Annotated in this window: 27 protein-coding genes and 1 pseudogene; 16 read left to right on the top strand and 12 right to left on the bottom strand. The window is 66.9% G+C overall.

Translation table 11 applies throughout. From position 1 onward, the window contains the following. Positions 1-16: 16 nt before the first annotated feature. The 7 genes from KTR9_RS26940 (at position 17) to KTR9_RS13820 (ending at position 6200) form a co-directional block, all read left to right on the top strand. A complete protein-coding gene (locus KTR9_RS26940; RefSeq protein WP_014926875.1) occupies positions 17-220 on the top strand; it encodes a zinc-ribbon domain-containing protein in 204 nt (67 codons plus the stop codon). Between the two features lie 54 nt (positions 221-274). Further along, positions 275-1810 carry a protein adenylyltransferase SelO gene (locus tag KTR9_RS13845; protein WP_044506715.1) on the top strand — a complete coding sequence of 512 codons (1536 nt, stop codon included), beginning with the start codon at positions 275-277 and terminating at the stop codon, positions 1808-1810. Between the two features lie 26 nt (positions 1811-1836). Further along, positions 1837-2208, top strand: a complete 372-nt coding sequence (locus tag KTR9_RS13840) for a TraR/DksA family transcriptional regulator (protein WP_010842548.1) — start codon at positions 1837-1839, stop codon at positions 2206-2208. Positions 2209-2323: 115 nt separating this feature from the next. Beyond that, a complete protein-coding gene (locus KTR9_RS13835; RefSeq protein ID WP_044506713.1) occupies positions 2324-3367 on the top strand; it encodes an NAD(P)-dependent alcohol dehydrogenase in 1044 nt (347 codons plus the stop codon). A 45-nt stretch (positions 3368-3412) separates the two neighbouring features. Next, on the top strand, positions 3413-4138 hold the full coding sequence (locus KTR9_RS13830; RefSeq protein ID WP_044506710.1) for a lysophospholipid acyltransferase family protein: 726 nt from the start codon (positions 3413-3415) through the stop codon (positions 4136-4138). 72 nt (positions 4139-4210) lie between these two features. Next, on the top strand, positions 4211-5302 hold the full coding sequence (locus KTR9_RS13825) for a YihY/virulence factor BrkB family protein (RefSeq protein ID WP_035717335.1): 1092 nt from the start codon (positions 4211-4213) through the stop codon (positions 5300-5302). A 79-nt stretch (positions 5303-5381) separates the two neighbouring features. After that, complete coding sequence (locus KTR9_RS13820; protein WP_014926870.1) at positions 5382-6200, top strand: DUF1206 domain-containing protein; 819 nt, start codon at positions 5382-5384, stop codon at positions 6198-6200. 24 nt (positions 6201-6224) lie between these two features. Here the strand turns inward: KTR9_RS13820 and KTR9_RS13815 are convergent, their stop codons facing one another. Beyond that, positions 6225-6860, bottom strand: a complete 636-nt coding sequence (locus tag KTR9_RS13815) for an isochorismatase family protein (protein ID WP_014926869.1) — start codon at positions 6858-6860, stop codon at positions 6225-6227. A 124-nt stretch (positions 6861-6984) separates the two neighbouring features. Between KTR9_RS13815 and KTR9_RS13810 the strand changes: the two genes are divergently transcribed. Beyond that, positions 6985-7932 carry a GlxA family transcriptional regulator gene (locus KTR9_RS13810; protein WP_014926868.1) on the top strand — a complete coding sequence of 316 codons (948 nt, stop codon included), beginning with the start codon at positions 6985-6987 and terminating at the stop codon, positions 7930-7932. Positions 7933-7948: 16 nt separating this feature from the next. Here the strand turns inward: KTR9_RS13810 and KTR9_RS13805 are convergent, their stop codons facing one another. The 4 genes from KTR9_RS13805 to KTR9_RS13790 form a co-directional block, all read right to left on the bottom strand. Beyond that, the gene (locus KTR9_RS13805) at positions 7949-8398 is read right to left on the bottom strand and encodes a DUF1622 domain-containing protein (RefSeq protein WP_044506708.1); all 450 of its coding nucleotides are present in this window, start codon (positions 8396-8398) and stop codon (positions 7949-7951) included. A 51-nt stretch (positions 8399-8449) separates the two neighbouring features. Then, entirely contained in the window at positions 8450-9949 is a 1500-nt protein-coding gene (locus KTR9_RS13800; RefSeq protein ID WP_014926866.1) for a flavin-containing monooxygenase, read from the bottom strand. A gap of 121 nt (positions 9950-10070) precedes the next feature. Continuing rightward, positions 10071-11171 carry an NAD(P)/FAD-dependent oxidoreductase gene (locus KTR9_RS13795; protein WP_014926865.1) on the bottom strand — a complete coding sequence of 367 codons (1101 nt, stop codon included), beginning with the start codon at positions 11169-11171 and terminating at the stop codon, positions 10071-10073. Beyond that, complete coding sequence (locus KTR9_RS13790) at positions 11171-11965, bottom strand: PfkB family carbohydrate kinase (RefSeq protein ID WP_044507927.1); 795 nt, start codon at positions 11963-11965, stop codon at positions 11171-11173. Before KTR9_RS13790 ends, KTR9_RS13795 begins: the two co-directional genes overlap by 1 nt. Before the next feature lie 143 nt (positions 11966-12108). On the opposite strand from KTR9_RS13790, the gene KTR9_RS13785 reads away from it, so the two are divergent. From KTR9_RS13785 to KTR9_RS13760, 6 genes are all read left to right on the top strand, one after another. Continuing rightward, complete coding sequence (locus KTR9_RS13785; RefSeq protein WP_010842559.1) at positions 12109-13257, top strand: zinc-dependent alcohol dehydrogenase; 1149 nt, start codon at positions 12109-12111, stop codon at positions 13255-13257. Positions 13258-13266: 9 nt separating this feature from the next. Further along, on the top strand, positions 13267-13848 hold the full coding sequence (locus tag KTR9_RS13780; protein ID WP_010842560.1) for a hypothetical protein: 582 nt from the start codon (positions 13267-13269) through the stop codon (positions 13846-13848). A gap of 18 nt (positions 13849-13866) precedes the next feature. Continuing rightward, a complete protein-coding gene (locus tag KTR9_RS13775; RefSeq protein WP_014926862.1) occupies positions 13867-14541 on the top strand; it encodes a UdgX family uracil-DNA binding protein in 675 nt (224 codons plus the stop codon). A gap of 122 nt (positions 14542-14663) precedes the next feature. Further along, positions 14664-15128 (top strand): nuclear transport factor 2 family protein, encoded by a 465-nt coding sequence (locus KTR9_RS13770; protein WP_014926861.1) that lies wholly within the window; start codon positions 14664-14666, stop codon positions 15126-15128. A gap of 145 nt (positions 15129-15273) precedes the next feature. Then, positions 15274-16608, top strand: a complete 1335-nt coding sequence (locus KTR9_RS13765) for an NAD(P)H-binding protein (protein ID WP_014926860.1) — start codon at positions 15274-15276, stop codon at positions 16606-16608. Positions 16609-16742: 134 nt separating this feature from the next. Beyond that, positions 16743-17756, top strand: coding sequence for a YihY/virulence factor BrkB family protein (locus KTR9_RS13760; RefSeq protein ID WP_010842564.1), 1014 nt, complete (start codon positions 16743-16745; stop codon positions 17754-17756). A 39-nt stretch (positions 17757-17795) separates the two neighbouring features. Here the strand turns inward: KTR9_RS13760 and KTR9_RS13755 are convergent, their stop codons facing one another. From KTR9_RS13755 to KTR9_RS13745, 3 genes and pseudogenes are all read right to left on the bottom strand, one after another. Then, on the bottom strand, positions 17796-18116 hold the full coding sequence (locus KTR9_RS13755; protein ID WP_010842565.1) for a DMT family transporter: 321 nt from the start codon (positions 18114-18116) through the stop codon (positions 17796-17798). 2 nt (positions 18117-18118) lie between these two features. Then, positions 18119-18461 (bottom strand): annotated as a pseudogene (locus KTR9_RS13750) (DMT family transporter). A gap of 105 nt (positions 18462-18566) precedes the next feature. Then, positions 18567-19031: a DoxX family protein gene (locus KTR9_RS13745; protein WP_014926858.1), complete on the bottom strand. Its 465-nt coding sequence runs from the start codon at positions 19029-19031 to the stop codon at positions 18567-18569. A 117-nt stretch (positions 19032-19148) separates the two neighbouring features. Here KTR9_RS13745 and KTR9_RS13740 point away from each other — a divergent pair, with 117 nt between their 5' ends. Beyond that, positions 19149-19619, top strand: coding sequence for a MarR family winged helix-turn-helix transcriptional regulator (locus tag KTR9_RS13740; RefSeq protein WP_044506705.1), 471 nt, complete (start codon positions 19149-19151; stop codon positions 19617-19619). A gap of 57 nt (positions 19620-19676) precedes the next feature. Here the strand turns inward: KTR9_RS13740 and KTR9_RS13735 are convergent, their stop codons facing one another. Beyond that, positions 19677-20528 carry a helix-turn-helix transcriptional regulator gene (locus KTR9_RS13735; protein WP_014926856.1) on the bottom strand — a complete coding sequence of 284 codons (852 nt, stop codon included), beginning with the start codon at positions 20526-20528 and terminating at the stop codon, positions 19677-19679. Between the two features lie 101 nt (positions 20529-20629). On the opposite strand from KTR9_RS13735, the gene KTR9_RS13730 reads away from it, so the two are divergent. Further along, complete coding sequence (locus KTR9_RS13730; RefSeq protein ID WP_044507925.1) at positions 20630-21394, top strand: SDR family oxidoreductase; 765 nt, start codon at positions 20630-20632, stop codon at positions 21392-21394. 17 nt (positions 21395-21411) lie between these two features. Here KTR9_RS13730 and KTR9_RS13725 read toward each other — a convergent pair whose 3' ends face one another. From KTR9_RS13725 to KTR9_RS13715, 3 genes are all read right to left on the bottom strand, one after another. Next, positions 21412-22425, bottom strand: coding sequence for a nitronate monooxygenase (locus tag KTR9_RS13725; protein WP_014926854.1), 1014 nt, complete (start codon positions 22423-22425; stop codon positions 21412-21414). Beyond that, positions 22426-23892 (bottom strand): sugar porter family MFS transporter, encoded by a 1467-nt coding sequence (locus KTR9_RS13720; RefSeq protein ID WP_014926853.1) that lies wholly within the window; start codon positions 23890-23892, stop codon positions 22426-22428. It lies immediately after the preceding gene. Positions 23893-24116: 224 nt separating this feature from the next. Further along, positions 24117-26588, bottom strand: a complete 2472-nt coding sequence (locus KTR9_RS13715) for a sensor domain-containing protein (protein WP_014926852.1) — start codon at positions 26586-26588, stop codon at positions 24117-24119. Positions 26589-26664 lie beyond the last annotated feature (76 nt).

Here is a 26664-nt window from a genome sequence, read left to right as displayed (position 1 = left end):
TCTCTACCATGGCGGTGTGTTCTTCTTGTTCGGATATGGCCGTAGGCAAAAGCATCTCGGCGCGGGCCAGACCCGTGCGTGTCCCCGCTGCCACAACACCACCCAGTGGGCGAGGATGCGTGAGTACTCACAGTTCAGTGTCTTCTTCATTCCGATCGCCCGGTGGAATCGACGCAACTTCGAGGCGTGCGGCATCTGTGGCGCGGCACTGGCTGTCTGACGGCCGTCCGAGGCCGGCGAACCGGACGGTTCCGACCGCGCCCCCGGTTTGCCGATGGCGAAACTGGTTACCCTCGGTAGGGTGTCCGCCTCTCCTGATTCCCCCGCACGCACGAGTGCCGCGATCGCCGGCTTCGAGCGCACTTTCGTCGATGCGCTGACGCCACTCACCGTGCCGTGGCAGGGCGCCGATGCACCCGCACCGCGCCTGCTGGTCGTCAACGAGGCACTCGCTGCCGACCTCGAGCTCGACACCGACGCCCTCCGAACCGACGACGGCATCGCGCTCCTGGCGGGTGCGGCCGCCCCTGTCGACGCCGTCCCCGTCGCGACGGCTTACTCCGGGCACCAGTTCGGCGGTTACACCCCACTTCTCGGCGACGGTCGGGCCTTGCTGTTGGGAGAGCTCGTCGATCGCCACGGTCGACGAGTGGACCTGCAGCTCAAGGGTTCTGGGCGCACTCCGTTCTCTCGGGGCGGCGACGGGTTCGCCGTGGTGGGGCCGATGCTGCGCGAGTACCTCGTCAGTGAGGCGATGCATGCGCTGGGCATCCCGACGACGCGCTCGCTGTCGGTCGTGGCCACCGGGCGCGACATCCAGCGCACCGGTGCCGAACCCGGCGCGGTGCTGGCCCGGATCGCCGCCAGCCATCTCCGCGTGGGAACCTTCGAATACGCCGCGCGTAACACCGACCTGACGCAGCAACTGGCCGACTACGCCATCGACCGTCACTATCCGGAACTCGCCGCGGCGTCGGAACCCGGCGACCACAGCCGCTACGTCGCGTTCTTCGAAGCCGTTCTCGAACGTCAGGCGGCCCTGGTGGCCCAGTGGATGCTCGTCGGCTTCGTCCACGGGGTGATGAACACCGACAACACCACGATCTCCGGAGAGACCATCGACTACGGCCCCTGCGCCTTCCTCGATGCGTTCGATCCGTCAGCGGTGTTCAGCTCGATCGACCATGCCGGTCGATACGCATACGGGAATCAGCCCGCCGTCCTGAAGTGGAACCTGGCCCGGTTCGCCGAAACCCTGCTCAGGTTCATGGCGCCGACGCCCGACGACGCGATCACTGCGGCGACCGAGGTGCTGACCACCTACGAGGCGCGCTACGAACGACATTTCATCACCGGCATGGCGTCGAAGATCGGACTGGACGATGTGTCTGCCGAACCCGACCTGATCGCCGACCTTCTGACCCTGATGCGCGACCAGCGCGCCGACTGGACGGGCACCTTCCGGGCGCTGGCCGACGAGCTCCGCGGCGACCAGGTCCCGATCACCAGCCTCATTCCCCGCGAGCACGTCGGTCCATGGCTCGAACGGTGGCGAGGTGCACTGGCCGGTGCCGGCCGCGAGCCCGAGGCGGTCGCCGCGGCGATGGACCGTGTCAACCCGGTCTACATCCCACGGAATCACCAGGTCGATGCTGCCCTGCGTGCCGCGACCGAGGGAGATCTGGAACCGTTCGGCCGGTTGCTGACCGCGGTCACGCATCCGTTCGAACGTCGCATGGACTGGGCTCACTACGCGGCACCGGCCCCGCAGGCGTTCAGCGACACCTTCAAGACCTTCTGCGGTACCTGAGCGAGACGCCGTCGGATGGGCGCACTGTGAACCCGAGTGAGGACGTCGACTCCCGCGATGCACTGGTCGCCGAGAGGGAACGTACCGCCGCACTGATCGAGTCGTTGTCGACCCGCCTTGCTGCCGTCCTCGAGGCGACGAGCGACGCGGCAGCCGACGACGAGCATGATCCGGAGGGTTCGACGCTGGCGGTCGAACGCGGACACCTGGTTGCCCAGTTGGAACGATCGCGGGTTCGGCTCGACGAGATCGGTGCCGCGCTGGATCGTGTCGGCTCCGGTGCGTACGGGCATTGCGAGACATGCGGCGCACCGATCGGTGCGGAGCGCCTGGAGGTGCTGCCGGCCGCCCGGCAGTGCGTACGCTGCGCGGCTCGGAGCCCGTCGCGGCGATGGTGAGGTCCGACCAGGAATTCATGTCCGGTTCGCCGTAGACCTATGCGCGTATGGCCATTCGCGGGTAGACCGGAGGGCGGGAGAGCACGCGAACGACTCGAACCGAAGGGTGTCCGGCATGAAAGCCATCCAGATCATCAAGCCAGGAAGTCCGCCAGAGCTCCGTGAGGTCGACAAGCCCACACCCGGTCCCGGACAGGTGCTCTTGAAGGTGACCGCTGCGGGTGCGTGCCACTCCGACGATTTCGTGCTCAACATGCCCGCAGAGGGTTTCCCTTATCCGTTGCCGATGACGCTCGGGCATGAGGGCGCAGGCGTGGTCGCCGAAATCGGTAGTGGCGTCACGACACTCACCGAGGGGACGGCGGTCGCGGTCTACGGCCCGTGGGGTTGCGGTGTCTGCCATTTCTGTTCGCGGGGGCTCGAGAACTACTGCACTCGCGCCGCCGAACTCGGCATCGCCCCACCCGGACTCGGCAACGAGGGCGCGATGGCGGAGTACATGATCGTCGACGACGCTCGTCATCTCGTGCCGCTCGGTGATCTCGACCCGATCGCGGCGGTCCCGCTCACGGATGCCGGGCTGACCCCCTACCACGCGATCAAACCATCGCTGCCGAAGCTCGTCGGCGGCACAACGGCGGTCGTGATCGGTGCCGGCGGTCTGGGACACATCGGGATTCAGCTGCTGAGGCACCTGACCCCGGCGCGGATCATCGCTCTCGATGTCAGCGAGGACAAGCTCGCGTTCGCGCGCGAGGTGGGCGCCCATGAGACAGTCCTCAGCGATGCCGACGCCGTGGCGAATGTCCGGTCGATCACCGGGAACGACGGGGCCACAGCCGTATTCGACTTCGTCGGACTCCAACCGACGCTCGACACCGCGATGGGGGTCGTCGGCACGATGGGTGACGTCGTGATCGTGGGCATCGGTGACGGCGTCGCCGCTGCCAAGGTGGGATTCTTCTCGCAGCCGTACGAGGTGTCGGTGCGCGCCCCCTACTGGGGCGCTCGGGATGAGCTGATCGAGGTACTCGACCTCGCTCGCGACGGTGTGCTGGAGGTTGCCGTGGAGAAGTTCTCCCTCGACGACGGGCTCGAGGCGTACCGACGACTCGCCGCGAATGAGTTGCGCGGACGGGCGGTCGTCGTCCCGGACTGACCAGAACCGCACCGCGCCGTCACAACCTACGGTACCGTAACTTAGGTGAGGGTCGAGCTGTCCGAGTCGCAGGCTGTGTACGAGCACTACCTCGTCCATCAGCAGGACCGAGCCCGGGCGCGGATGATGTACGGCGTGCTCGCCGCTCGGATTCGGCCGGTCGTTCGCTTTCGCTCGCGGGACCGGCTCAACCGCACCGTTCGCACCGGGGTGCCGATGCTCATCGCGGCCAATCACGTCTCCGAGCGGGACCCGTTGGTCCTCGCCGCAGCGGGGTTCCGCTCACCCTTGCGACGGCGGATCGGCAGTCTGCGGGTCCTCGCGAAGGACGAATTGTTCGAGGATCCGGAGCAGCGTAGGAAGATCGACACCCTGGGCGGGATCCCGGTCTTCCGCAGCAAGGACCACGGAGTGCGGGCGGCCGCGGATGCGGGGCGTCGGATGATCGGCGTCTGCGTCGAACGGATGGCGCGCGGTGACAGCATCGCGGTGTTCCCGGAGGGAACCTGCAACGAGGGCGACCCCACCCAGGTTCAGCGACTCGGTACCGGGATCGGACACATCGCTCATCGCGCACTACGGAACGACGTCGAGGTGTGGATGGTGTCCGCGGGGATCGCCTATCCGAGCGGAGGCGGGCGCCCCGTTGTCGCGTTGGGCGATCCGGTGGACCTCCGCGGTCGACGCGACGAGACGCCGGCTGCGGTGACGCGGTGGATCCAGCGTGATCTGCAACGTGCGGTCGACGACGCGTGCACTCACGTGCGCTGACGTCGAACGCCCGGCGGGGGTTGACGACGTCGATCGGGTTTGGCTTGCGTGCCCGAGGGATATGCGCAGGAGATGCAACGAGATGACGCAGCCGACCCAGCTGAGCGAGATCCGGTCGCGGGCGACCGGGACGTTCGCGACGACCCCGATTCGGCCGATCCCGACGACCCGCGTAAGCCGGACTCGCCGACCGACCTGACCAAGCCGTCGATGCTCTTCGTACTGAAGAAGACCGCTCGCGAGTTCTCGCGCGACCAGTGCACCGACCTCGCCGCGGCGTTGACGTACTACTCGGTGCTGTCGCTGTTCCCGGCGCTGCTCGCGCTGGTCTCGCTGCTCGGCGTGTTCGGCCAGGGCGAGAAGACGACCGACGCAGTCCTGCAGATGGTCGACGACATCGGCCCGTCGTCGGCGGTGGACACGTTGCGAGGGCCCGTCGAACAACTCGTGGCCGCGCCCAGCGCCGGTTTCGCACTCGTGCTCGGTCTGCTCGGCGCGCTGTGGTCCGCATCGGGATACGTGGGAGCCTTCGGCCGCGCCATGAACCGCATGTACGAGATCGACGAGGGCCGCCCCATCTGGAAGTTGCGGCCCATCATGCTGCTGGTGACACTCGTGGCGCTTGTTCTCGCGGCCGCGGTGGCACTGATGCTCGCGATCAGCGGGCCGATCGCGAAATCGATCGGTGACGCCGTCGGGCTCGGCGACACCGCGCTCACCGTGTGGAACATCGTTCGGTGGCCCATCCTGCTGCTGTTCGTCATCCTGATCGTCGCGATCCTGTACTGGGCGACGCCGAATGTGCAGCAGCCGAAGTTCCGTTGGATCAGTGCCGGTGCGGTGCTCGCCATCGTCACGTGGATCGTCGCGTCGGCCGCGTTTGCGCTGTATGTGTCGAACTTCGGCAGTTACAACAAGACCTACGGGGCACTCGCCGGGGTCATCGTGTTCCTGCTGTGGTTGTGGCTGACGAACCTCGCCCTGCTGTTCGGCGCCGAGTTCGACTCGGAACTCGAGCGCGGCCGGCAGCTCCAGGCGGGTATGCCCGCCGAGGAGCACCTGCAACTGCCGCCGCGGGACACCACGGCCTCGGACAAGAACGATGAGAAGGATCAGAAGTTCATCGAACAGGCGCGGGCGCTTCGCAACTCGCAGGGGAACTGAGCCGTCGGGTGGCACCCCGTAACGTCAATGGGACCGGCCGGGCACGAGCTCGGTCGATCGGCGGAAGGGACGTGGCACGATGAGCCGCAATCAAGTGACCGGCGCGGTGGACCGCGCCACCGACAGCCCGTGGTTCGAGCGCCTCGCCCGCGCCGGGCACGCAGTCAGCGGGCTGCTCCATCTGCTGATCGCCTACATCGTCCTCCGCCTCGCCTTCGGCGGGGGTGGAAACGCCGACCAGTCAGGGGCCCTGGGCATCTTCGCCGACTCGTCGGGTGGGCGAATCGTGCTGTGGGTCGCCGCGGTCGCGTTCGCCGCCCTCGCCCTGTGGCGACTCGCCGAGGCCATTGTGGGGCCACACGCGACCGAACCGGGTGAGGACAGCGACGGTGCCGAGCAGTGGTTCGACCGCGGAAAGGCGCTGTCGCTGGCCGTCGTCTACGTCGGTTTCGCTTGGTCGGCAATCCGTTTCGCGACAGGTCAGGGGAAGTCGAGCGGTCAGGAGAACGCCGGTCTGACAGCTCGGCTCCTGCAGTCGGGCGGAGGCAAGTTCGTTCTCGTCGCAGCCGGCCTGATCATCATCGGGGTCGGGATCTACCACGTGTACAAGGGAGCGAGCCGATCGTTCCTCGACGATCTCACGATCTCCGGCGACAAGGCTGCGACGGTTGCCGGCGTGGTCGGCTACTGCGGCAAAGGTGTCGTCCTCGCCGGTACCGGCATCCTGGTGATCGTCGCGGTCGCGACCGCAGATCCCTCGAAGGCGACGGGGATCGACGGTGCGGTCAAATCTCTCGCGGGCCTGCCGGCCGGCCAGGTCTTGATGGTGTTGGCAGCGGTGGGTATCGCCGCGTACGGCGTGTACTGCTACTGGCTGGCGCGGTACGCACGGATGTGATCCACCTGAACCGCGAGGAGGGGGTCAGGCACCGAAGACGTTCTGCCCCTCCAGCGCCGACGCGACGAGGTTGTCCTTCTCGAGTGCGGTGCCGGCAGTGACGGCCTCGAGCCATGCGTCGGTCGTGGCGACGGCGGCGAAGTTGGAGTTGAGCACCGCCATGAGCGTGTTGTGGACCTGCTCGGCCGACGCCTTCCCGGCCGCATTGGCGATGTGGATCGCACCCGTGGCGTCGGAGATGATCTCCGCGGTGAACCCGAGTTCCTCGGCGCCCGCCGCCGACGCGAGGTCGCAATTGTTGGTCATGTAGCCGACGAGGGTGATCGTGTCCACGCGCTCGGCCCGCAGCCACTCGGCGAGGTCGGTGCCGCCGAACACGCTTCCGACGTTCTTGTGCACCGACTTCCAACTCGGATCGACTCGTCGGGCGACCTCGGGATGCAACTGCCAGGCATCGCTCCCCTCGGCGAACACCGGAGCATCCGACGGCAGCGTGTGGCGGACGACGACGACCGGGACGGCGTTCGCGACCGCATGGTCGATGATCCGCGCGATGTTGCGCACGCTCGTCTCGCCCGGCGGGTACTGGATGGTGAGCGGGCCGTCGAAATACTGGTTCTGGACGTCGACGAGGACGAGTGCCCGACGAGATGCTGTCACGATGTGCTCCTTGTGTCGTCGGCGTTCGCCGGTGCGCCCGCCGATGTGTCGACTCGATTCTCCGAGACCACCGGGTACGGTCGGAAGTGGCGCAACTGCCCCCTACCGATGAAATCGAGCCAGTATGCACATCGCCATCTACGCCTTCGACGGCGTATCGAGCTTCCATCTGGCCGCACCCCAGCTGGTGTTCGGCGAAGTGCGCCGGGTGTCACCACGTACGCCGTGGACGACCACGCTGTGGAGTTTCACCGAGGATGCGGTCACCCTCGCCGAGGGCTACCGCCTGAGTGGATTGTCCGGTCCCGACGCCGCCGCCACGGCGGACATCGTCGTGGTGCCGTCCTGGCCGGAGGATCTGCCGGAGCTCGACGCCCGTCTCGACGAACTGCTGACCGCGGCGCACGCCCGCGGCGCCACCATTGTGGGCTTGTGCCTCGGGGCCGTGGCCGTTGCGGACTCGGGTCTCCTGGCCGGCCGGACCGCGGTGACCCACTGGGCTGCGATGGAGGCGCTCAAGTCCCGGCACTCCGACATCGACCTCGACTCGTTGGTCCTGTACGTCGATCACGGCGACGTGATGACTTCTGCGGGAACGGTTTCCGCGGTGGACGCATGCCTGCACCTGGTGCGGGAGCGGCTCGGCGCCGACGTCGCCAACGACGTGGCGCGCAGTCTCGTGGTGGCCCCACACCGTGACGGCGGGCAGGCCCAGTACACCCGGCGTCCCGTGCCCACGACAGCCGCGGACAATCCGATCGGTGACGTGATCGCCTGGGCGCTGGGGCATCTCGACGAATCGCTCACCGTCGAGCGATTGGCCGCACACGCATGCATGAGTACGCGGAGCTTCGTCCGAAACTTCAAGATCGCGACCGGCGCCACCCCCGCACAGTGGGTCCTCACCCAGCGACTCGACGCGGCGCGCGTGCTGCTGGAGACCACGGACCTGGCCGTCGACACCATCGCCCGTCGCTGCGGATTCGGGAGCAGCGTCACGATGCGGCAGAACTTCGCGACCGCGTTCGCGACGTCACCCGCGAGGTACCGGCAGCAGTTCCGACGGACGTAGCCGTCGGCCGTGGCCGTCAGCCCGATGTCCGCCGCGCGTCGGCCGCGGAGTTCTCACGCGCGGCCGCGGAAGCCGCGGAATCGCGAGCGACCGCCTGGCCCAGCAGTTGTCCGCCGCTGGTGAGGAGCGCTCGGCGCCACGGAAGTACCCCTTCGATCTCGATCTGGATGGACATCGACAGGACGGTCCGGATCACGACGATGATCCCCAGGATCAGCGCGTCCTCGATGGAGGGTTTGGAGGTGATGGTGCGGATGAGATCGGCGGCGACCAATACCTCGAGTCCGAGCAGGATGGCTGCGCCCAGGGTGTTGCGGAGTACGGAGAACGCCACCCCTCCCCCTTCGTGACGGACCAGGGATCGTGCTCCCAGGACGATCGCGACGACGAACCCGATGATCATCGCGAGCGCACCGACCGCCTCGAACACCACGGCCACCACGGTGAAGGTCTCCTCGAACTCCATGCGGTCAGCGTACGGTCCCGAACTCGCCGGCACCGTTCTTCCGACACGGGGTCAGGACGACGGCGCAGCCGTGGTCGCCGAAACGGTTCGCTCCCCCGCCACGGCGAATCGCAGATTGTCGTCGGCCACGTGGCCGCGGAGCAGGCGACGGTCGGTGTAGTAGCTCATGGACATGACCCACGGCGCTTCCGGACCCTGCTTGGGCAGGGTGTCGAGCGCTCGTTGCACGTAGCCCGCGCCGAAGTCGAGCAGTGGCCGGGTCGGCATGTCCGGGTCGGCCACCGCCCAGACCGTGTCGTACCCCGCGGTGTCCATGTGCGCGAGGAGTTTGCAGAAGTACTCGCAGATGAGGCCGATCTTGAGCGTCCACGACGAGTTCGTGTACCCGATGGCGAGTGCGAAGTTGGGCACCCCGGACAGCATCATTCCCCGATAGACGACGGTGTCCGGCAGTGACACCTGCTCGCCGTCGACGCTGAGGTCGATTCCGCCGATGATCTTGATGTTGAGACCGGTTGCGGTGACGATGATGTCGGCGGCGAGCTCCTCGCCGCTCTCGAGCCTGATCCCGGTCTCGGTGAACGTCTCGACGCGGTCGGTGACGATGGAGGCCTTGCCCGACCGGATCGTCCGGAACAGGTCGGCATCGGGGACGACGCACAACCGCTGATCCCAGGGGTTGTACGGCGGGTTGAAATGGGTGTCCACCGGATAGTCGTCCGGTAGCTGAGATTGATTGATCTTTCGGATGATCCGGCGGGCGGTTTTCGGGAACCGTTGGCACAGTTCGAACAGCACCCGCTGCTGGGCGACGTTCTTCTGCCGCGTCAACGCGTAACCGCGTTCGTCGCCCAACACCTTCTTCAGGGTGTTCGCGATCGCGTCCTCGCGTGGCAACGGGATGATGTAGGTGGGTGTCCGTTGCAGCATCGTCACGTGCGCGGCACGCTCAGCCATCGCCGGCAGCAGTGTCACAGCAGTGGCACCGCTGCCGATCACCACGACCCGCTTGTCCGTGTAGTCGAGGTCCTCCGGCCAGTGCTGAGGATGCACGATCTGTCCCTGGAACCGCTCGCGCGCGGTGAAGTCCGGGCTGAACCCTTCGTCGTAGTCGTAATAACCGGACCCGCAGAAGATCCACCGCGCACTGATCTGGATGTGTTCACCGGTGTCGGTGCGCTCGACGGTGACGGACCAGCGTGCGTCGGCGGACGACCACGACGCCGCGATCACCCGATGGCCGTAGCGGATGTGCGGCGCGAGGTCGTTCTCCTCGATCGTCTCGTGCAGGTAGTCGAGTATCCGGGGTGCGTCGGCGATGGCCTGCTTGTCGGTCCACGGCTTGAACGCGTAGCCGAAGGTGTGGAGGTCGGAGTCCGACCGTATTCCCGGGTACCGGAACAGATCCCACGTGCCGCCCGCCGACTCTCGGGCCTCGACGATGGCGATCGTCCTGCCCGGGTGCTCGGTTCGCAGGTACCGGGCGGCCCCGATGCCCGATATGCCTGCGCCGATGATGAGGACATCGACATTCTCCGGCGTCGTCGTCACCCGGTACTCCTCTGGTCGACTACGGTGTGCAGTCTCCAGGATGCACCACGGACGTCAGGCCGAGGTCTCGACCTCACGTCCGGCCTGCTGACCAGGACTCACGTGGCGGTGTCGACCAGGCTCATGCCTTGTCCGCGACGCCGCCGAGTCTGTCCTCGGGCGCAAACCCGGACGGAACACGCCCTGCGACAACGGTCTCGGCGAGCGCTTCACCGATCACGGGCGCGTGTTTGAACATGTTGTGGCCCGCCACCGCGACGACAGGCCCGGTACGCCAGAGCGCGACACCGTCGTCACCCCACGGGAGAGTGGTCACCCAGCAGTGCACGATGTCGCGAGGTGTGGGATCGAGGCCCGGCAGTGCAGTCGCCACATAGCGGCCGGCTGCGTCCGCGAGCTCACCCAACCGAGTCGCGTCGTCGAGGGTTCCGTCGTCGTGTGCGTCGATGTCGTCGGCGATGCCCAGCCCATACGCCGACCGGTCCGGATACCCCGCGGCGTAGACAGCGTCCGCGCCGAAGTGTCCACTGCCGTCCTGAAGCGTCGGAAGCCGAAGGTTGCTGTCCCGCACCGCGAACGAGACCCGAACGTGCGCGCCCAATCGGACCGGGATCGCCACACCGAGGCCCCGGGCCAGCGGTGCGGTTCCGCGTCCCGCGCACACCACCGCCGCACCATGCTCCCCCACCGTCGTCGGTGTCCTGATGGTGACGGTGTCACCATCGGAATGCGCCGCGAGAACCTCCTCGTGGACGAAGGTCCCGGACAACCGGCCGCTCAGTCCCGCGATCGCGGAGCGCGTGTCGATAGAACCCCCGTCGACATCGAGCATCGCCTCGCCCTGATAGTCCGCCAGCACGGGCATCACCTCCCGAAGCCCCTGGGCGTCGAGCGGAACCACCGTCACTCCGGCCCGTTCGAGCAGACCGCGACGGCGAGGGACCGCATCGCCGAGCATCACGGCTCCGTCGGGCGAGATCAGCGGGATCCCGAACTCATCGGACCAGACGTCCCAGTGGTGCCGGGCCCGGACGGCCAGATCGACCAGGCGCCGGTCGTCGTGCGCGTGCCGGAAGATCCGCGACTGCCCCGCCGACTGGCCGTGACCCGGCCGGCCCACGTCGTACACGGTGACCGAAAGACCCTGCCGAACAAGGCGATAAGCGGCCGACAGGCCGATGATCCCGGCACCGACGACTGCGACGTCGGAGACCCTGGGCACTACTTCCCTCCGTGCCAGACCGCGTCGAAGGGGGCCTGCGAGGCCAAACGGCCGACGATGCCGTCGTGCGTGAACTGCTTGGCGGTCCGGATCGCCTCCAGAACGTCGACCCCCTTGGTGAGCTCCGCGGTCGTAGCCGCGGCGAACACACACCCGGCCCCGGAGACACGCTCGTCACCGACCTTCGGGGCGCGCAACACGGTGACGTCCGTACCGTCGAAGACGACATCGATCGCCTCGTCGCCGGGGAGTCCGACCCCACCCTTCACGACGACGACCTTCGGCCCCAGGTCGTGGATGCGGCGAGCCGCCTCGCCGAGATCGTCGATCGACGTCAGCTCGTCCATGCCGGCCAGAGTCGCGGCCTCGAACAGATTCGGGGTCACCACGGTGGCCAGCGGCAGGATCTCCGAACGCAGAGCATTGTCGGTGTCGAGCGCGGCCCCCGGCTCCTGACCTTTACAGATGAGCACAGGGTCGACGACGACCTCGCGCCACGGTCGCGAGGCCAGTGCCGCTGCGACGGTGGAGATCGTGGCCGGGGTGCCCAGCATGCCGATCTTCACGACATCGGGCTCGTGCGCAGCGGTTGCCACCTCGATCTGATCGGCGATCACCGCGGACTCGACGGGTACGAAGCGATGCGCCCAGTCGTTGTTCGGGTCGAAGGACACGATGCAGGTGATGGTCCCCACCCCGTAGGTACCGAGCTGCGCGAAAGTGCGCAGGTCGGCCTGGATGCCCGCTCCCCCGCTGGCCTCCGATCCGGCGATCACATATGACACCACTGACATCGACATCTCCTCCTGCAGCCTGTCCTGGGCTCGGGTTCCTTTTGTACACCCCTGCCCGTGACACCGGTCTTCTCGCGCAGTGTCTCCAGCGCGATTAGTCCCGCGGACGCCGGGGTATCCGGCAGCGCATGAGCCCAGACACAATGCGAGCGATGGTCTACCGCGGGCCCTACAAGGTCCGCGTCGAGGAGAAGCCTGTACCGCAGATCGAACATCCCAACGACGCCATCGTCCGGGTGACCCATGCCGCGATCTGCGGCTCGGACCTGCACCTGTATCACGGGATGATGCCCGACACCCGCCCGGGGATGACTTTCGGACACGAGTTCGTCGGGGTCGTCGAGGCGGTCGGCGGCTCGGTCCAGAACGTGGGTGTCGGCGACCGGGTCATGGTCCCGTTCAACATCTACTGCGGAACGTGCTACTTCTGCGCGCGGGGCCTGTACTCCAACTGCCACAACGTGAATCCGAACGCCACGGCCGTCGGCGGGATCTACGGCTATTCGCACACCTGTGGTGGATACGACGGCGGACAGGCCGAGTTCGTGCGTGTTCCGTTCGCCGATGTCGGACCCAGCGTCATACCGGACTGGATGGACCCGGAGGATGCGCTCATGCTGACCGACGCCCTCCCCACCGGGTACTTCGGAGCCCAGCTCGCCGACATCCGGCAGGGCGAGACCGTCATCGTGTTCGGCGCCGGACCGGTCGGACTGTACGCCGCACGGTCGGCCTGGTTCATGGGCGCGGGACGGGTCATCGTCATCGATCACCTGCAGTATCGCCTGGACCAGGCCGCGCAGTTCGCCCACGCCGAGACCTACAACTTCGCCGAGTACGACGACATCATCGTCCACCTCAAGGAGATCACCGACAACATCGGCGCGGACCGCGTCATCGACGCCGTCGGCGCCGAGGCCGACGGCAATTTCCTCCAGCACGTGACAGCGGCCAAATTCAAACTCCAGGGCGGATCCCCGATAGCCCTCAACTGGGCCATCGACTCGGTCCGCAAAGGCGGGACCGTCTCGGTCATGGGCGCCTACGGCCCGATGTTCAGTGCGGTGAAGTTCGGCGACGCCATGAACAAAGGACTCACTCTCAACATGAACCAATGTCCGGTGAAACGTCAGTGGCCCAGATTGTTCGACCACATACGCAACGGCTACTTCAAGCCGAATGACATTGTCACCCATCGCATACCACTCGAGCACATCGCAGAGGGTTATCACATCTTCTCGGCGAAGCTCGATGACTGCATCAAGCCCATCATCGTCGCCGACGCCGGCTGAGGAGGAACCGTGCCCGCATATCCCGCAGACCGCCCCAACGATCCCGACACCTCCGCCCTCGTCGACCGGATCCCGGGCTGGGGCGTCGATCTGGACACCGCGAACCGTCCCGCGGTTCCCCGCGAACTGCCCGTCGAACCGGCGCCCGGCGTCCACTGGACCGTCCCGGACGACCAGCCCGAGCGTCGACCTCGCGAACGGTCCAACGAACACGCCTTCCTCACACCGGTTTTCGGTACATCGACGCCGCCGCGCGGGCTGTCCGGCGCGATCCGGCGATCTGCCTACCGCTACAGCGAAGGTCGCGCGGCGCACTGGCTGATCCTCCTCGGCGCCGACCGTGTGGCGTCGATCGAAGCGCACCTCGCGTCCCTGGCGACCGCCCGACCGGACAACCCACTGACCGAGACCGGCATCGCGTCTGAGTTCACCCACCACGGCTGGTCATCGCGCCATGGCCGCACCCGCGTCGACGGCAGTCATGCCTGGATCGATCCGCTGCTCGTGGGCGGGCCGTGGGTGGTCACCGGCGCGGTCGCCGGTGTCGCGGTTCGCCGACTGGTCCGCTCTGCTCGACGGTCTCGTCGATGACCACGGTTGGCAGGCATCGTGAATCCCGGAGCAAAGACGACGCATGTCGGCGCGGCTGAGTTCGTCCCCGACTCGCACGACCTCGACGACCTCGCATCGGCGGCGCGCGCCTGTCGTGGGTGCGACCTCTACCGCGACGCCGACCAGACCGTGTTCGGCGCGGGCGATCCCGGATCGACGATCATGTTCGTCGGCGAGCAGCCCGGTGACCAGGAGGATCGTGCCTGTGAACCGTTCGTCGGTCCGGCCGGCCGCGTGTTCGATCGCGCACTCGAGGCCGCCGGCATCGACCGCGAGATCACCTATGTCACGAACGCGGTGAAACACTTCAAGTACACCCGGGCAGCGGGTCAGAAGCGACGAATTCACGAGAAGCCGAACCGCGGTGAGGTCGTCGCGCGCCGGCCCTGGCTGTTGGCCGAACTCGACGCGGTCTCGCCCCGCATCGTCGTGTGTCTGGGCGCCACAGCCGCACAGGCGTTGCTGGGCACCGGTTTTCGACTCACCAAGCACCGTGGCGAACGCTTCGACCTCGGAGCCGACGGAGATGTCGGTCCCGACCATTCCGAGTCCGTGGTGGCGACCGTTCATCCCTCGTCGATTCTCCGCGGACCCGCAGAACAGCGCGATCAGGCGTTCGACGCCTTCGTCGCCGATCTCCGCGTCGTCCGGGATCTCGCGAGCACCAGCTGACCGATCACGCAGCACAGCGGAAATCGCTGACAGGCGTCTGGACTGGTGTCTATAGTCGTCGACGAGGAAGCCGGCGACCGCGGGTCACCTCGGCACAGCGGAGATCGACCGACTGGAGAACGATGGATCTGCAAGAGATCAGCGACCGGTTCGGCATCGCGGACACGCTGTACAGGTACTCACGCGCCGTCGACACCAGGGACTGGGAACTGTGGCGTTCGGTGTTCACCCCGGAAGCGGTGGTCGACTACTCGTCGACGCCATTCGGTCAGGCGGGCACCCGGGACGAGATCGCGGCGTGGCTCGAGGAGAGTTTCGCGTTCGTGTCGGTGAGTCAGCACTTCATCACCAATATCGAGTACACCTTCGCCCACCCCGGCGAGGGTGATCGTGCTGACGTGCGTGCGATGTTCTACAACCCGATGCGTTTTGTCGGCATGCCCGAACTGAGCACGTGCGGCGGAAACTATCACCATTCGATGGTCCGGACCGCCGACGGATGGAAGAGCGCCGGGCTCGTGGAAGAGTGCCTGTGGTTCGAGAACTCGCCGGCGGGAGCGGATGACGGCTCACCGGCCGACGGCTGATGCGGGTTGGTCACGTGTCCTGTGCATCGCGTCGTTACCGAACCGTGGCCGCAGAGAACGATCCGGCACCGACCCTGCCGATAGGGCGGCACGACGCGAACAGTCTCCCTAGCCTGAGAAGCACATCCCAGAGCAGAGGAGTCAGGTGGACGAGTCGCGAACCTGTCTGGTCACCGGAGCGACCGGCTATGTCGGCGGCCGGTTGGCACCGCGGTTGCTGGCACGCGGGCACAGCGTGCGCGCGCTGGCGCGGACGCCGGACAAGCTGTCCGGCGCACCGTGGTTGTCCGAACCGGGAGCCGAGGTGGTCGAAGGTGATCTCTCCGATCGCGATTCGCTGGTGAAGGCTTTCGCGGGCGTCGACGTCGTCTACCACCTGGTGCATTCGATGAGCACCGACGCCGACTTCGCCGCCGAGGAACGACGTGCCGCGGAGAACGTCGTCGCCGCAGCCCAGCAGAACGGGGTCTCCCGGATCGTCTATCTGGGCGGCCTGCACCCGTCCGGCACCGAGCTCTCCGAACACCTCGCATCCCGTGCTGAGGTCGGAGACATCCTGATCGACTCGCCGATCGAAACCGTCGCGTTGCAGGCAGGCACCTTGATCGGATCGGGGTCGGCCTCGTTCGAACTCATCCGGCACCTCACCGAGCGTCTACCGGCGATGACAACACCTCGGTGGGTGCACAACAAGATCCAGCCGATCGCCGTCGACGATGCGCTGCACTATCTCGTCGAGGCGGCCACCGCGACCGTCCCGTCGTCCAGAACCTGGGACATCGGCGGGCCCGACGTCCTGGAATACGGCGACATGATGCAGGTGTATGCAGAGGTCGCGGGCCTGCGTCCGCGGATCATGGTGGTCCTGCCGTACCTCACCCCGGCCCTGGCCAGCCGGTGGGTCCGGTTCGTCACGCCGATTCGTGGCAAGATCGCACGACCGCTGATCGAATCGCTCGAATGCGACGCGGTGTGCCGCGACCGAGCGGTCGACGCGATCATCGATCGTCCGGACGGCGGGCTGACCCCCTACTCGCAGGCGGTGGCACTCACCCTCGAACGGTCCGCGCGCGGCGACGGGCCGGCCTCCTGGGCCAACGCCTCCGCCGATGTGTCCCCCGCCGAGCCGCTGCCCACCGACCCGGAGTGGGCCGGCGAGGAGATGTTCGAAACCGTCACCCGCAGCAGCGAGCAGGCGAGCCGCACGACGGTCTGGGACCGTCTCGAACGGGACGCGCGACACCGCGGCGAGATCGCAGATGCGCGACGGCCGGACTTCCTCCGAGTACGCCTGCGCGACAACAGATTCGGTAGGGCTTATCGCGAACAGCAGATCCGGGACGTCGACGGTTCGCGCGGGGTCGTGGAGACCACGACCACGGAACGCTTCTTCCCACGTGGTCTGGCCGGTCTCGCCTATTGGCGTCTAGGGCTCCCGTTCCGGGCACTCGGCATTCCCGGCGCTGATCCATTTCGGTGAATCGCCGATCCGATGGCGTGTCGGACAATCAGGCCGCGTGCGGGTTACAGTCGGCACCACCGTGGTAACTCCCGGTGAATGACTCGTTCGACTGAGCGAGAAGCGCGGACGATCCGTCGAGGAGGAATGAACGGGTGTCGTTGACCGAGCGGGTCGACCGGTTCCAGCGGGACCATCCGGCGACGGGTTTCCCACTCGCCGTCATCTACAAGTTCGTCGACGATCAGGGCGCGTACCTGGCGGCACTGTGCGCCTACTACGCCTTCATCTCGCTGTTCCCGCTGTTGCTGCTCTTCGCGACCGTGCTGGGGATCGTCCTGGCCGACAATCCCGACCTCCAGGAACGGATTCTGGACTCGGCGATGAGCCAGATCCCGGTCATCGGCGGACAACTCGAGGAGCCCGAGAAACTCAGTGGCGGTGTCACTGCGATCGTCATCGGGGTCGTGGTCTCCCTGTACGGCGGCCTCGGAGTGGCCGTCGCCGCCCAGAACGCGATGAACACGATCTGGGCGGTCCCGCGCAACGAGCGCCCGGATCCGATCGTCGCCCGCCTACGTGGACTGTTGTTGCTGTCGACGATCGGCGTCGCGGTGATCGGCCTGACCGTCGTCAACGGCGTCTCGGCCGCCTTCGAGCTCGGCATCGTGGGGCGGTGGCTGGCGATCCTCGGGTCGGTGGCGCTGAGCACGCTGGTGTTCACGGTCGCGTTCCGGATCGGAACCGCCCGGGATGTGTCGGTGCGGGATGTGTTGCCGGGTGCTTTCGCAGCAGCGGTCGGCTGGCAGATCATCCAGACCTTCGGCGCGGTCTACGTACAGCACGTCATCGGGAACGCGAGTTCCACCAACGGCGTCTTCGCGATCGTGCTGGGCCTGCTGGCGTTCCTGTACATCGCGTCGATCGTGATCGTGTTCTGCCTCGAAACCAACTCGGTGCGGGTGGATCACCTCTACCCGCGGTCGCTGTTGACGCCGTTCACCGACAACGTCAGCCTGACGAAGGGTGATGAGGCGGCGTACTCGGCACAGGTTCTCGCGCAGCGCAACAAGGGTTTCCAGGAGATCGACGTCTCATTCGACAATCCACGCGACGTCGAGTCCGACGTCGAGATGGACGTGAGCTCCCCCGATTCCGAACGCGGTTGACCGTCGAGGCCCCAGCGGGGGCAGTCTCCGAGCCGCAGGTCAGTGCAGCGCACCCAGCTCGACGAGGAGCACTCCGACGATGATGACGCCGATACCGGCGACCATTCGACGGGTGAGCCGCTCGCGGAACAGGAAGTGTGCCGCGACAGCCGTTGCCGCGACGCCGGCGGCGGCCCAGATGCCGTAGGCGACACCGAGCGGCACACCGTTCCTCAGCCCGAATGTCAACGCGACGAACGCCGTCAGATATCCGGCCACCACGACTGCGTAGAAACGCCGACGGCCGGTCGCGGCGGCGCGCAATGCGAGGGTGCCGGTGACCTCGGCGACGATCGCCGCGACGATGAACAGATATCCCACGGTCAGGCCTCCGTGGTGCCGGCGTCGACGGGTGGCCGGTGACCGGTCTCGACCAGGACCACCCCGATCACGATGCACACGATGCCGATCCCCATCACGATCCCGAAGGGTTCGTCGAAGATCCAGGTCGCCAGAACCGCGGTGAGGGCCACACCCGACGCCGACCAGATCCCGTAGGCCACCCCGACCCATGCCGCGCTTGAGGACTCCGGCGAGGAGTGCGAACGCGAGCATGTACCCGACGGCAACCACGACGTACAGCTCCGGTTCGGTTTGTGCACCCTTGAGCGACAAGGTCGCCGCCACCTCGGAGGCGATCGCCGCGATCAGCATCAGCCAGGTCATGTCTCTCATTCCGCTCGGCACCCTGACGGGGACTGTATGTCAACGACGCAGCGCCCCGGCCGAACGGGGCCGGGGCGCTGCGTCGTCAGCGGAGCGAGCGGGCCGTCAGCGCGTGGATCCCGCGAGTTCGCGCGACCGGGAGTCGTCGGCGGACAGCCAGCTGACCTTCGAGCCCAGTGCGGCGTCGACACTGAAACGCCCGGCGCCGATGACAGCCAGGATCAGTGCGCCGGCCCCGAGGGCGAGGACCAACTCGTAGCCGCCGTCGGAGACCCAGATGCCGTTGTCCACGTGTGCGATGAACAATGCGCCGATCATGTTCAGGGTCAGCAGCGCGGCGATGATCGGGGTCAGCAGTCCGATGATCAGTGCGATGCCGCCGAGGATCTCGAGCCAGGTGACGACGAACGCCGAGAACGATGCGGCCGGGACGCCCATCATGTCGAATCCGGTCTGCGGTCCCGTCCAGCCGTTCTGCTGGAACTTCTGCAGGCCGTGGGCCAGGAAGATGACGCCGAGGGCGACGCGTCCGAGGAGGATGCCCGCGCTGCGGACGATGGGGTTGGTCATGACTGAGCCGCCTCACTGAGAGTGTGTTCTGACTTGATGAATCAAGTGAAGGCTAGGCTATGACACTTGACGCGTCAACCTGATCACGGATGTGTTCACTTCATATACACTGCGCAGATGTCGACTGCCCCCGAGCCGAATTGGCTCGACGACGAGGAAATGGACGCCTGGATTCAGGTGGCAACCGCGCTGGCCCACCTCCCCCACGCGCTCGACGCCCAGCTCCTCCGCGACGCCCAGATCACACACTTCGAGTACGAGGTGATGGCTGCTCTGTCCGAGGCGCCGGACCACACCTTGCGGATGAGCCAGCTCGCCGAACTGTCCTACGGTTCGCTGTCGCGGCTGTCGCATGTGGTCGGAAGACTCGAGAAACGTGGGTGGGTTGGGCGCCACCCCTGCCCGGAGAACGGCCGGTTCACCAATGCCGTTCTCACCGAGTCGGGTTGGGAGAAGGTGGTGGCCACCGCGCCCGGGTATGTGGCCAATGTGCGCGAACTCGTCATCGATCGGCTGACGCGTGCGCAGCTTCGGCAGGTGTCCGCGATCGGCAGGCGGATCAACACGCGTCCGACCGGTTCGCCGTAGTCCCACCGCGATGCGCGCTGTCGCAGCGGCCGTCGGCGCGCGTCACGGGCCGGACCGTCAGCGCGGGTCGAGCCGGAGCTGCTGGGTGCCGAGAACATTGAGCAACTCGATCTTTCCGGCCGCATCGGTCCTCGGTGCCGCCGTCAGCACGAGCAGGACCTGGGTCTCGTCCTCGGTGAACAACGCCTGGCAATCCACCTCGATCGCGCCGACCTCGGGATGGAGCAGGATCTTGTGGTCCTCGAAGCGTCGACTCACCATGTGGGTGTCCCAGAGTGCGGTGAACTCGCTGCTGCGGCGCCGGAGCTCTGCCACCATCGCTCCGGCTCGTGACTCCGCACCCATCACACCGTAGGCAGCCCGCAGTGAGGCGACCTGTGCCCGGCTCTGCCGTTCGTGGTCGTCGGCCGGATAGCGGGGGCGCTCGTCGTCGGGGTGCACGAACCACCGGTAGATGGCGCTGCGTTCCATCCCGGTGAGGTGGTCGTTGTCGCCGAACAATGCTCGCGCGCAATCGTTCTGGATCAACGTATCCCCCAGCGCCGAGAGGATGAGGGCGGGCGTGCCGGTCAGCCGGTCCAGGACGCGCAGAAGTCCGGGTGCGATGTGGTCCGACGCAGCCACCCGGTCCGGTGCGCTGTGCCCGGCGACCCGGAACAGGTAGTCCCGCTCATCGGCGGTGAGGCGTAGGGCGCGAGCGAGCGCCGACAGCATCTGCGTGCTCGGTTGTGGGCCGCGGCGCTGCTCGAGTCGGGTGTAGTAGTCCGTGGACATCGTCGCGAGCTGAGCGACCTCCTCACGACGCAGACCCGTCGTGCGCCGCCGGGCGCCTGCCGGAATACCCACATCCGACGGTTGCAGACTGTTGCGTCGGCTCACGAGGAACCCGGCCAGCGCATCGCGATCCATCTCGTCAGTATCGCGGCGCCGGTACCGCGTTGCCAGGGATCGGCGATCCCCCGATGAGCGCGCTCTGGATCGTCTCCCTGCCGGATCGGAGACTCGACGGCATGAACCTCACCGGAAACACCATCTTCATCCCCGGCGCGACCAGCGGAATCGGCCTGGCCCTTGCCACCCGGCTGCACGACGAGGGCAACACCGTCATCGTCGGTGGGCGGCGCACCGAACTCCTGGACCGAATCCGTGCCGAGCACCCCGGGCTGCACACGATGGAGATCGACGTCGCCGACCCGGACAGTGTCGATGTGGCCGCACGACAGGTCATCGCCGAGCACCCTGATCTCGACGTGCTCGTCGCGATGGCCGGGATCATGCGCATCGAGGACTGGTCGTCACCGGCGGGCTTCCTCGACACCGCCGAAGCGACCGTCACCACCAACCTGCTGGGCCCGATCCGTCTGATCGCCGCGTTCATCGAACACCTGCAGGCGCGGCCGGCCGCCACGATCACGACCGTGTCCTCCGGCCTGGCGTTCGCCCCGCTTCGGGTGACACCGACCTACAACGCCACCAAGGCCGCCATCCACATGCTGAGCGAGTCGTTGCGCCTCCAATTCGCCGGCACATCGGTGGACGTCGTCGAACTCGTACCGCCGGCGGTACGCACCGATCTGTTGCCCGGGCAGCGTGAGAGCGACATCGCCATGCCACTCGACGAATTCGTCGACGAGGTGGTCGACCTCATCGGCTCACAGCCCACCGCCACCGAACTGCTCGTCGAGCGGGTGAAGTTCCTGCGGTGGGGCGAAGCGCGCGGCGACTATGCCGAGGTCGTCGCGACGCTGAACGAGCGCGACCCGCACGGTTCCTGAACTCGTTCGGAGCGTGATCAGCCGAGCCGGGTGATCGTATCGACGGCCGACTCCTCGACGGCGTCGCGGAACCCGCTCCCGGCCCAGAGGTTGATGCCGTCGGGATCGTTGGCGGCGGCGCGCCGGATGCCGCCGGTCAACGTGTTGACTGCCGGGTATTCGGCCACCGCGACGTCGGAGAACCTGTCGGTGAACAGGTTTCGCAGTGCGCGGGCAGGTCGGCCGCTGAACGCCCACGTGACCACGGACTCGGTTCGTTCCGGATCGGCGAGTGCGGCCGCATGGGCGGGCTTGGTACCGGCCTCGCTGGTTCTCAGCAGAACGGTACCGACCTGTACCGCAACGGGTCCCAGGGATCGGATCTCGTCGGCCCGGGCCGCCGTCGAGATCCCGCCCGCGGCGACGATCGGCAGTTTCACCCGATCGGCCACCTCGCCGATCAAGTCATGCAAAGGCAGTGTGGGAGAGCTGATCCGACGGTCGAAGACCGATCGATGACCGCCGGCGTCCGGACCCTGCACAATGAGCCAGTCGGCCCCGGCCTGCCCGGCGATCTCGGCATCCGCGGCCGTGGTCACCGTGACCCCGACGCTGCACCCATGCCGGTGTAGCTCGGCGAAGACCTCAGGCCGGGGACACCCGAAAGCGAAGGAGACAAGCGGGATCCGCTCGTCGCACATCAGCCGGATCTTGGTGTCGAAATGGTCGTCGTCGTCGCCCAGGTCGTCGACGTCGGGAAGGGTCACACCCAGATTTCGCGCATACGGCACCAGTTCGGCACGGTAGCGGGCGAGGGCGTCGGGGTCCACCGGCTCCGATTCCGGAACGAAGATGTTGACGCCGAAGACCTCGGTGCCCGCCGCCCGCACGGCCGTGATGTCGGCGCGCACCTTGTCGGGGCTCAGGTAGCCGGCGGCGAGCTGGCCGACACCGCCAGCCGACGCCGCCGCCACCACCAGCTCCGGGGTGGTCGGACCACCGGCCATGGGGGCGGCGACAACGCGGCGCGAGAGTTCGCGGAGATCGAACATTCAGCCCTTGTCCTTCGCCGCGCGGACCGCGGTGAACTGTGAGAGTCGCGCGTCTGCCACCGAATCCATCTGTTCGAGCTCCATGCCCTTGGTCTCCTCGACCTTCCGGAAGACGTAGAAGAACGACGCCGCGGCGCAGAAGGCGAAGAACCCGTAGATGATCCCCAAGCCCACTGCTTCGGTCATCGGCGGGAACAGCATCGAGATGGTGAAGTTCGCGACCCAGTTGACCGCCGTGCAGACGCCCAGGGCGACGCCGCGGATCCGGTTCGGGAACATCTCCCCCAGCATCACCCACATCACGGGGCCCCAGGTCGCCGCGAACGCGACCACGAACAAATTGGCGCCGATCAGTGCGACCACACCCCAGGGGTCGGGCAGTGTGATGTTCTCGCCCTCACCGATCTGTTGGGTGAACGCGATACATGCCATGAGCAGGCCGATGAACATGCCCACCGAACCGCCGAGCAGGAGCCTGCGGCGTCCGAGGCGGTCGACGAACAAGATCGCCACGAAGGTCATCACGACGTTGATGACGGCGGTGATGACCGACGTCTTGAACGAGTCGGCCTCGGAGAAGCCGACGGACTGCCACAGGGTGGTCGAGTAGTAGAAGATCGCGTTGATACCGACGAACTGCTGGAAGATCGCCAGCCAGATGCCCACCCAGACGAGCGGGTGAAGTCCGAACGACGGCCCCGTGATGTCCCTGATCGACGACTTCGCCTCACGCTTGACCGTCAGCTTGATCTCTCTGACCCGCTCGAGCGGATTCTCCTCGCCGGTCACCTCCTGCAGGATCCGTGCCGCCTCGGCATCGCGGTTGCGGCCCACCAGGTATCGCGGCGACTCCGGGATCAGGAGCGCCAGCACACCGTAGACGACCGCGGGCACGACGCCGACGAGGAACATCCACCGCCACGCCTCCAGACCCCACCAGAAGTCGCTCGACGCGCTCCCGGCACTGTCGGCGAGCAGGGCGTCGGAGAGCAACGCCGCGAAGATTCCCAGCGTGATCGCCAGCTGCTGCATGGAGGCGAGGGCACCGCGGTATCGGGCCGGTGCGATCTCGGAGATGTAGGCCGGCGCGATGACCGAGGCGATACCGATGCCGATGCCGCCGAGGACACGCCACAGCAGCAGGTCGGGAATCGTCTGGGTGAAACCGGTCCCGATCGCCGAGATGATGAAAAGTGCGGAGCCGAGCAGCATCACGCGCTTGCGACCCCAGACGTCGGCCAACCGGCCGGCGAACCAGGCGCCGAGCGCGCAACCGAGCAGTGCGATCGCGACGGTGAAGCCGGTCATCAGCTTGCCCAGTCCGAAATCCGCTTCGATCGAGTCGACCGCGCCGTTGACGACCGAACTGTCGAAACCGAACAGGAATCCGCCGACCGCGGCGGCGACCGTGACGCCGATGACCTTGGCAGTGTGTTGTTCGGCGACTTCGCGCTGCTGGTCGGTCATGGCGTCGTCCTGACCGTCGGAGAAGCCCACCGCAGAATGTGTGTCATGTCCGTGACCTCGCTGTCCGGTTGCATGGACGCCGGGTAATCGACGTTGGCGCTCAATCTACTCGCGTGAGTCGCCCTGACTGACGCTATCGGACACAGACGAACACGGATCGCAGGCGCGCGCCGGTGGTCTCGTGTCGCAGTATGGGGGGGCAGTCGACGCGTGCGCCGGGAAGGTCAGGCGGTCTCCCAGACACCGGGATTCGGACGGATCCGGAGTCCGGACGCGATCACCTCCGCCAGCGGAGCCGGGCGGCCGAAATGGTATCCCTGGGCCAGGTCGCACCCGACCTCGGCGACGATCGCGGCCTGCGACTCCGTTTCCACTCCCTCGGCGACGACCCGCATCCCGGCGGCGTGCGCCATCGTCACGATGCCGGCGAGGATCGACTTCGCGCTCGGATGTTCCTCGAGGGCGTCGACGAAGGACTTCGCGGTTTTCAGCACGCTGACCGGTAGGCGGTAGAACTCGCTCAGCGACGACGCACCGGTGCCGAAATCGTCGAGCGACACCTGTGTTCCGAGCTCGCGTACGTCCCGCAAGAGAGTGAGCAGGTCCCCGTCGAGCGGGTCGAGTGCACTCTCGGTGATCTCCAGACAGAACGCGGCGGGGTCCAGGCCGGACCGGGTGATCGTGTCCCGGAGCCGGTCCGGGAACTGCCCGTTGGTGAGTTCGCGCCGGGAGACGTTGATGCACAACATCACCCGGCGCAGTTCGGGGACGGCCGCCACCTCGGCGGCGGCGGTCTCCAAGACGTAGTTCCCCACCCGGTCGATGAGGTTGGATCCTTCTGCGAGCGGGATGAACTCGGTCGGTGAGATGGAGCCCAGCTCCGGGTGGTGCCAGCGCAGAAGACCTTCGAGTCCGACGAGGGTGCCGTCACCGGTCGACACGATCGGCTGATAGTGGACCTCGAGTTGGTCGGTGTCGGCCTCGAGAACGCGTCGCAGTTCCTCTTCGATACGCTGCTGGCGCTGGAGTTCTTCCCGGTGCTGGGTCTGGAACCGGACGTAGCTGGCTCGCGAAGCCTTGCGCGCCCGGTGCAGCGCGATGTCGGCGTCGCGCAGGAGGTCGGCGGCGGTGAACTCGTCCCCGGCATTGACGGTCGCAACGCCGATACTCGCCCGGACAGTGAGCGGTTCGGACCGGGAAGTCACCGTGACGGGTTCGTCCACCGTTCCGCGGATCTTGTCGATCTGCGCCTCGATCTCGTCAGCTGAGCACGCTGTTCCAAGGGTGGATACGAGCACGAACTCGTCGCCACCCAGACGTCCCACCGCGGCGCAGTCGGGTGTGATCAGCGCCAGCCGTTCCGCGATGGTGTGCAACACCTCGTCGCCCACGGCATGGCCGAGTGAGTCGTTGACCAGTTTGAAGTTGTCGAGATCGATGTAGAAGATCGCGACACAGCACGAGTCGTCCTCGTCTTCCGCATCGAGTCCGGCCATGTGCGATTCGAGCTCACGGATGATCCCGGAGCGGTTGTACAAGCCCGTCAACGGGTCGCGGACAGGGCCCCACGCGAGGTCGGTTCGCTCCCGGAAGTCGTCGGTGACATCGACGAACGACACGAGGACGACCACGTCGGTGCCGTCGTCGGGGATCGGTCGGCAGCTGCACGACAACCAGCGTGCCCCGACGGATGTCGTGACCTTCGCGGTCGTGTTGGTGACCGGCTCGCGGGTGCGCAGACACTGCGTGATCGGGGACTCGCCCTCGGCGAACTCCAGTTTCAGCTCGTCTATCCCCGATCCCGGGACCGCCTCCTGGCCCAGCACTGTCGCCGCGGCCGGGTTCGCGAGTTCGATGTCGCCGTCCTCGCGCACGACGATCACCGCCTGATGGAGTGCATCGAGAACGACGCCGAGACGCTCGACGAAAGAGCGGTGCGTCGGTTCGACGACGACGAGAAATCCGTCGTCCATGGTCGTCACCGACGTCCGGGTCGGAAATGATCGTCCGTTGTCGTGACGGCGATGCAGCTGATCCACCGCCCTGCCGAGCGAGACCGCCGTCTGCAGATCGACGTGGACGCCGACCACGTCGTCGAGATTCCGTCCGATCGCCTCGGAGGCGCGCCGGCCGTACATCCGCTCTGCGGCAGGGTTCCACGACAGGACGGTCAACTGGTCGTCGACGGCAACCACCGCGTTGCTCACATGCTCGAGGAGTATCGCGTGCCGGCGGAGAGCCGACTCGACCGCCTTGTGCGCGGAGACGTCGCGCAGGATGACCTGGTAGGCCGGGGAGTCGTGCCACACGGTGCGAACCGAGATGACCTCCATCGGTCGCGAGACACCGTGGGCGTCCACCATCACGACTTCTTCGGGTTTCGTCGCGGCACCTGGCGCATCGCTCATGGACGCGATCCGCTCGACCATCCGGGGCAACTCTTCTGGATGGACGAACTCGGCGATCGGACGGCCGAGCATTGCCTCGCGGTCGTCGATGCGCGCGAAAGCGAGCGCAGCAGAGTTGACATAGACGATCAAGCCGTCCCGGTGCACGGCGATCGCGTCGGGGCTCAGTTCGAGTAGGAGGCGATGACGTTCGGCAACGGCGGCGTCGCCGGGTGTTTCCCCAGCGCCGGGAACGACTCCGGCGGGCATCCCCGCGGACCCGTGGTCGTCACCTGCGGATCGTGCCATCGAGTCACCCCTCCCGCCTCCGGGATCATCCTCCCCCACACCACCACGGAATTTATGCGCTGCGCGGTGAAAGAAC

This window comes from Gordonia sp. KTR9, assembly GCF_000143885.2.
Taxonomy (GTDB): domain Bacteria; phylum Actinomycetota; class Actinomycetes; order Mycobacteriales; family Mycobacteriaceae; genus Gordonia.
The sequence above is the reverse complement of the archived record's forward strand: the minus strand, read 5'-3'. Positions and strand labels throughout refer to the sequence as shown.

Bases quoted from the DNA above. Each gene is read 5' to 3' on its own strand.
- KTR9_RS13845 (WP_044506715.1), top strand. From the start codon at position 275: ATGGCGAAACTGGTTACCCTCGGTAGGGTGTCCGCCTCTCCTGATTCC.
- KTR9_RS13835 (WP_044506713.1), top strand. From the start codon at position 2,324: ATGAAAGCCATCCAGATCATCAAGCCAGGAAGTCCGCCAGAGCTCCGT.
- KTR9_RS13825 (WP_035717335.1), top strand. From the start codon at position 4,211: ATGCAACGAGATGACGCAGCCGACCCAGCTGAGCGAGATCCGGTCGCG.
- KTR9_RS13820 (WP_014926870.1), top strand. From the start codon at position 5,382: ATGAGCCGCAATCAAGTGACCGGCGCGGTGGACCGCGCCACCGACAGC.
- KTR9_RS13810 (WP_014926868.1), top strand. From the start codon at position 6,985: ATGCACATCGCCATCTACGCCTTCGACGGCGTATCGAGCTTCCATCTG.
- KTR9_RS13805 (WP_044506708.1), bottom strand. From the start codon at position 8,398: ATGGAGTTCGAGGAGACCTTCACCGTGGTGGCCGTGGTGTTCGAGGCG.
- KTR9_RS13790 (WP_044507927.1), bottom strand. From the start codon at position 11,965: ATGTCAGTGGTGTCATATGTGATCGCCGGATCGGAGGCCAGCGGGGGA.
- KTR9_RS13785 (WP_010842559.1), top strand. From the start codon at position 12,109: ATGCGAGCGATGGTCTACCGCGGGCCCTACAAGGTCCGCGTCGAGGAG.
- KTR9_RS13770 (WP_014926861.1), top strand. From the start codon at position 14,664: ATGGATCTGCAAGAGATCAGCGACCGGTTCGGCATCGCGGACACGCTG.
- KTR9_RS13745 (WP_014926858.1), bottom strand. From the start codon at position 19,031: ATGACCAACCCCATCGTCCGCAGCGCGGGCATCCTCCTCGGACGCGTC.
- KTR9_RS13740 (WP_044506705.1), top strand. From the start codon at position 19,149: ATGTCGACTGCCCCCGAGCCGAATTGGCTCGACGACGAGGAAATGGAC.
- KTR9_RS13735 (WP_014926856.1), bottom strand. From the start codon at position 20,528: ATGGATCGCGATGCGCTGGCCGGGTTCCTCGTGAGCCGACGCAACAGT.
- KTR9_RS13730 (WP_044507925.1), top strand. From the start codon at position 20,630: ATGAACCTCACCGGAAACACCATCTTCATCCCCGGCGCGACCAGCGGA.
- KTR9_RS13725 (WP_014926854.1), bottom strand. From the start codon at position 22,425: ATGTTCGATCTCCGCGAACTCTCGCGCCGCGTTGTCGCCGCCCCCATG.
- KTR9_RS13720 (WP_014926853.1), bottom strand. From the start codon at position 23,892: ATGACCGACCAGCAGCGCGAAGTCGCCGAACAACACACTGCCAAGGTC.
- KTR9_RS13715 (WP_014926852.1), bottom strand. From the start codon at position 26,588: ATGGCACGATCCGCAGGTGACGACCACGGGTCCGCGGGGATGCCCGCC.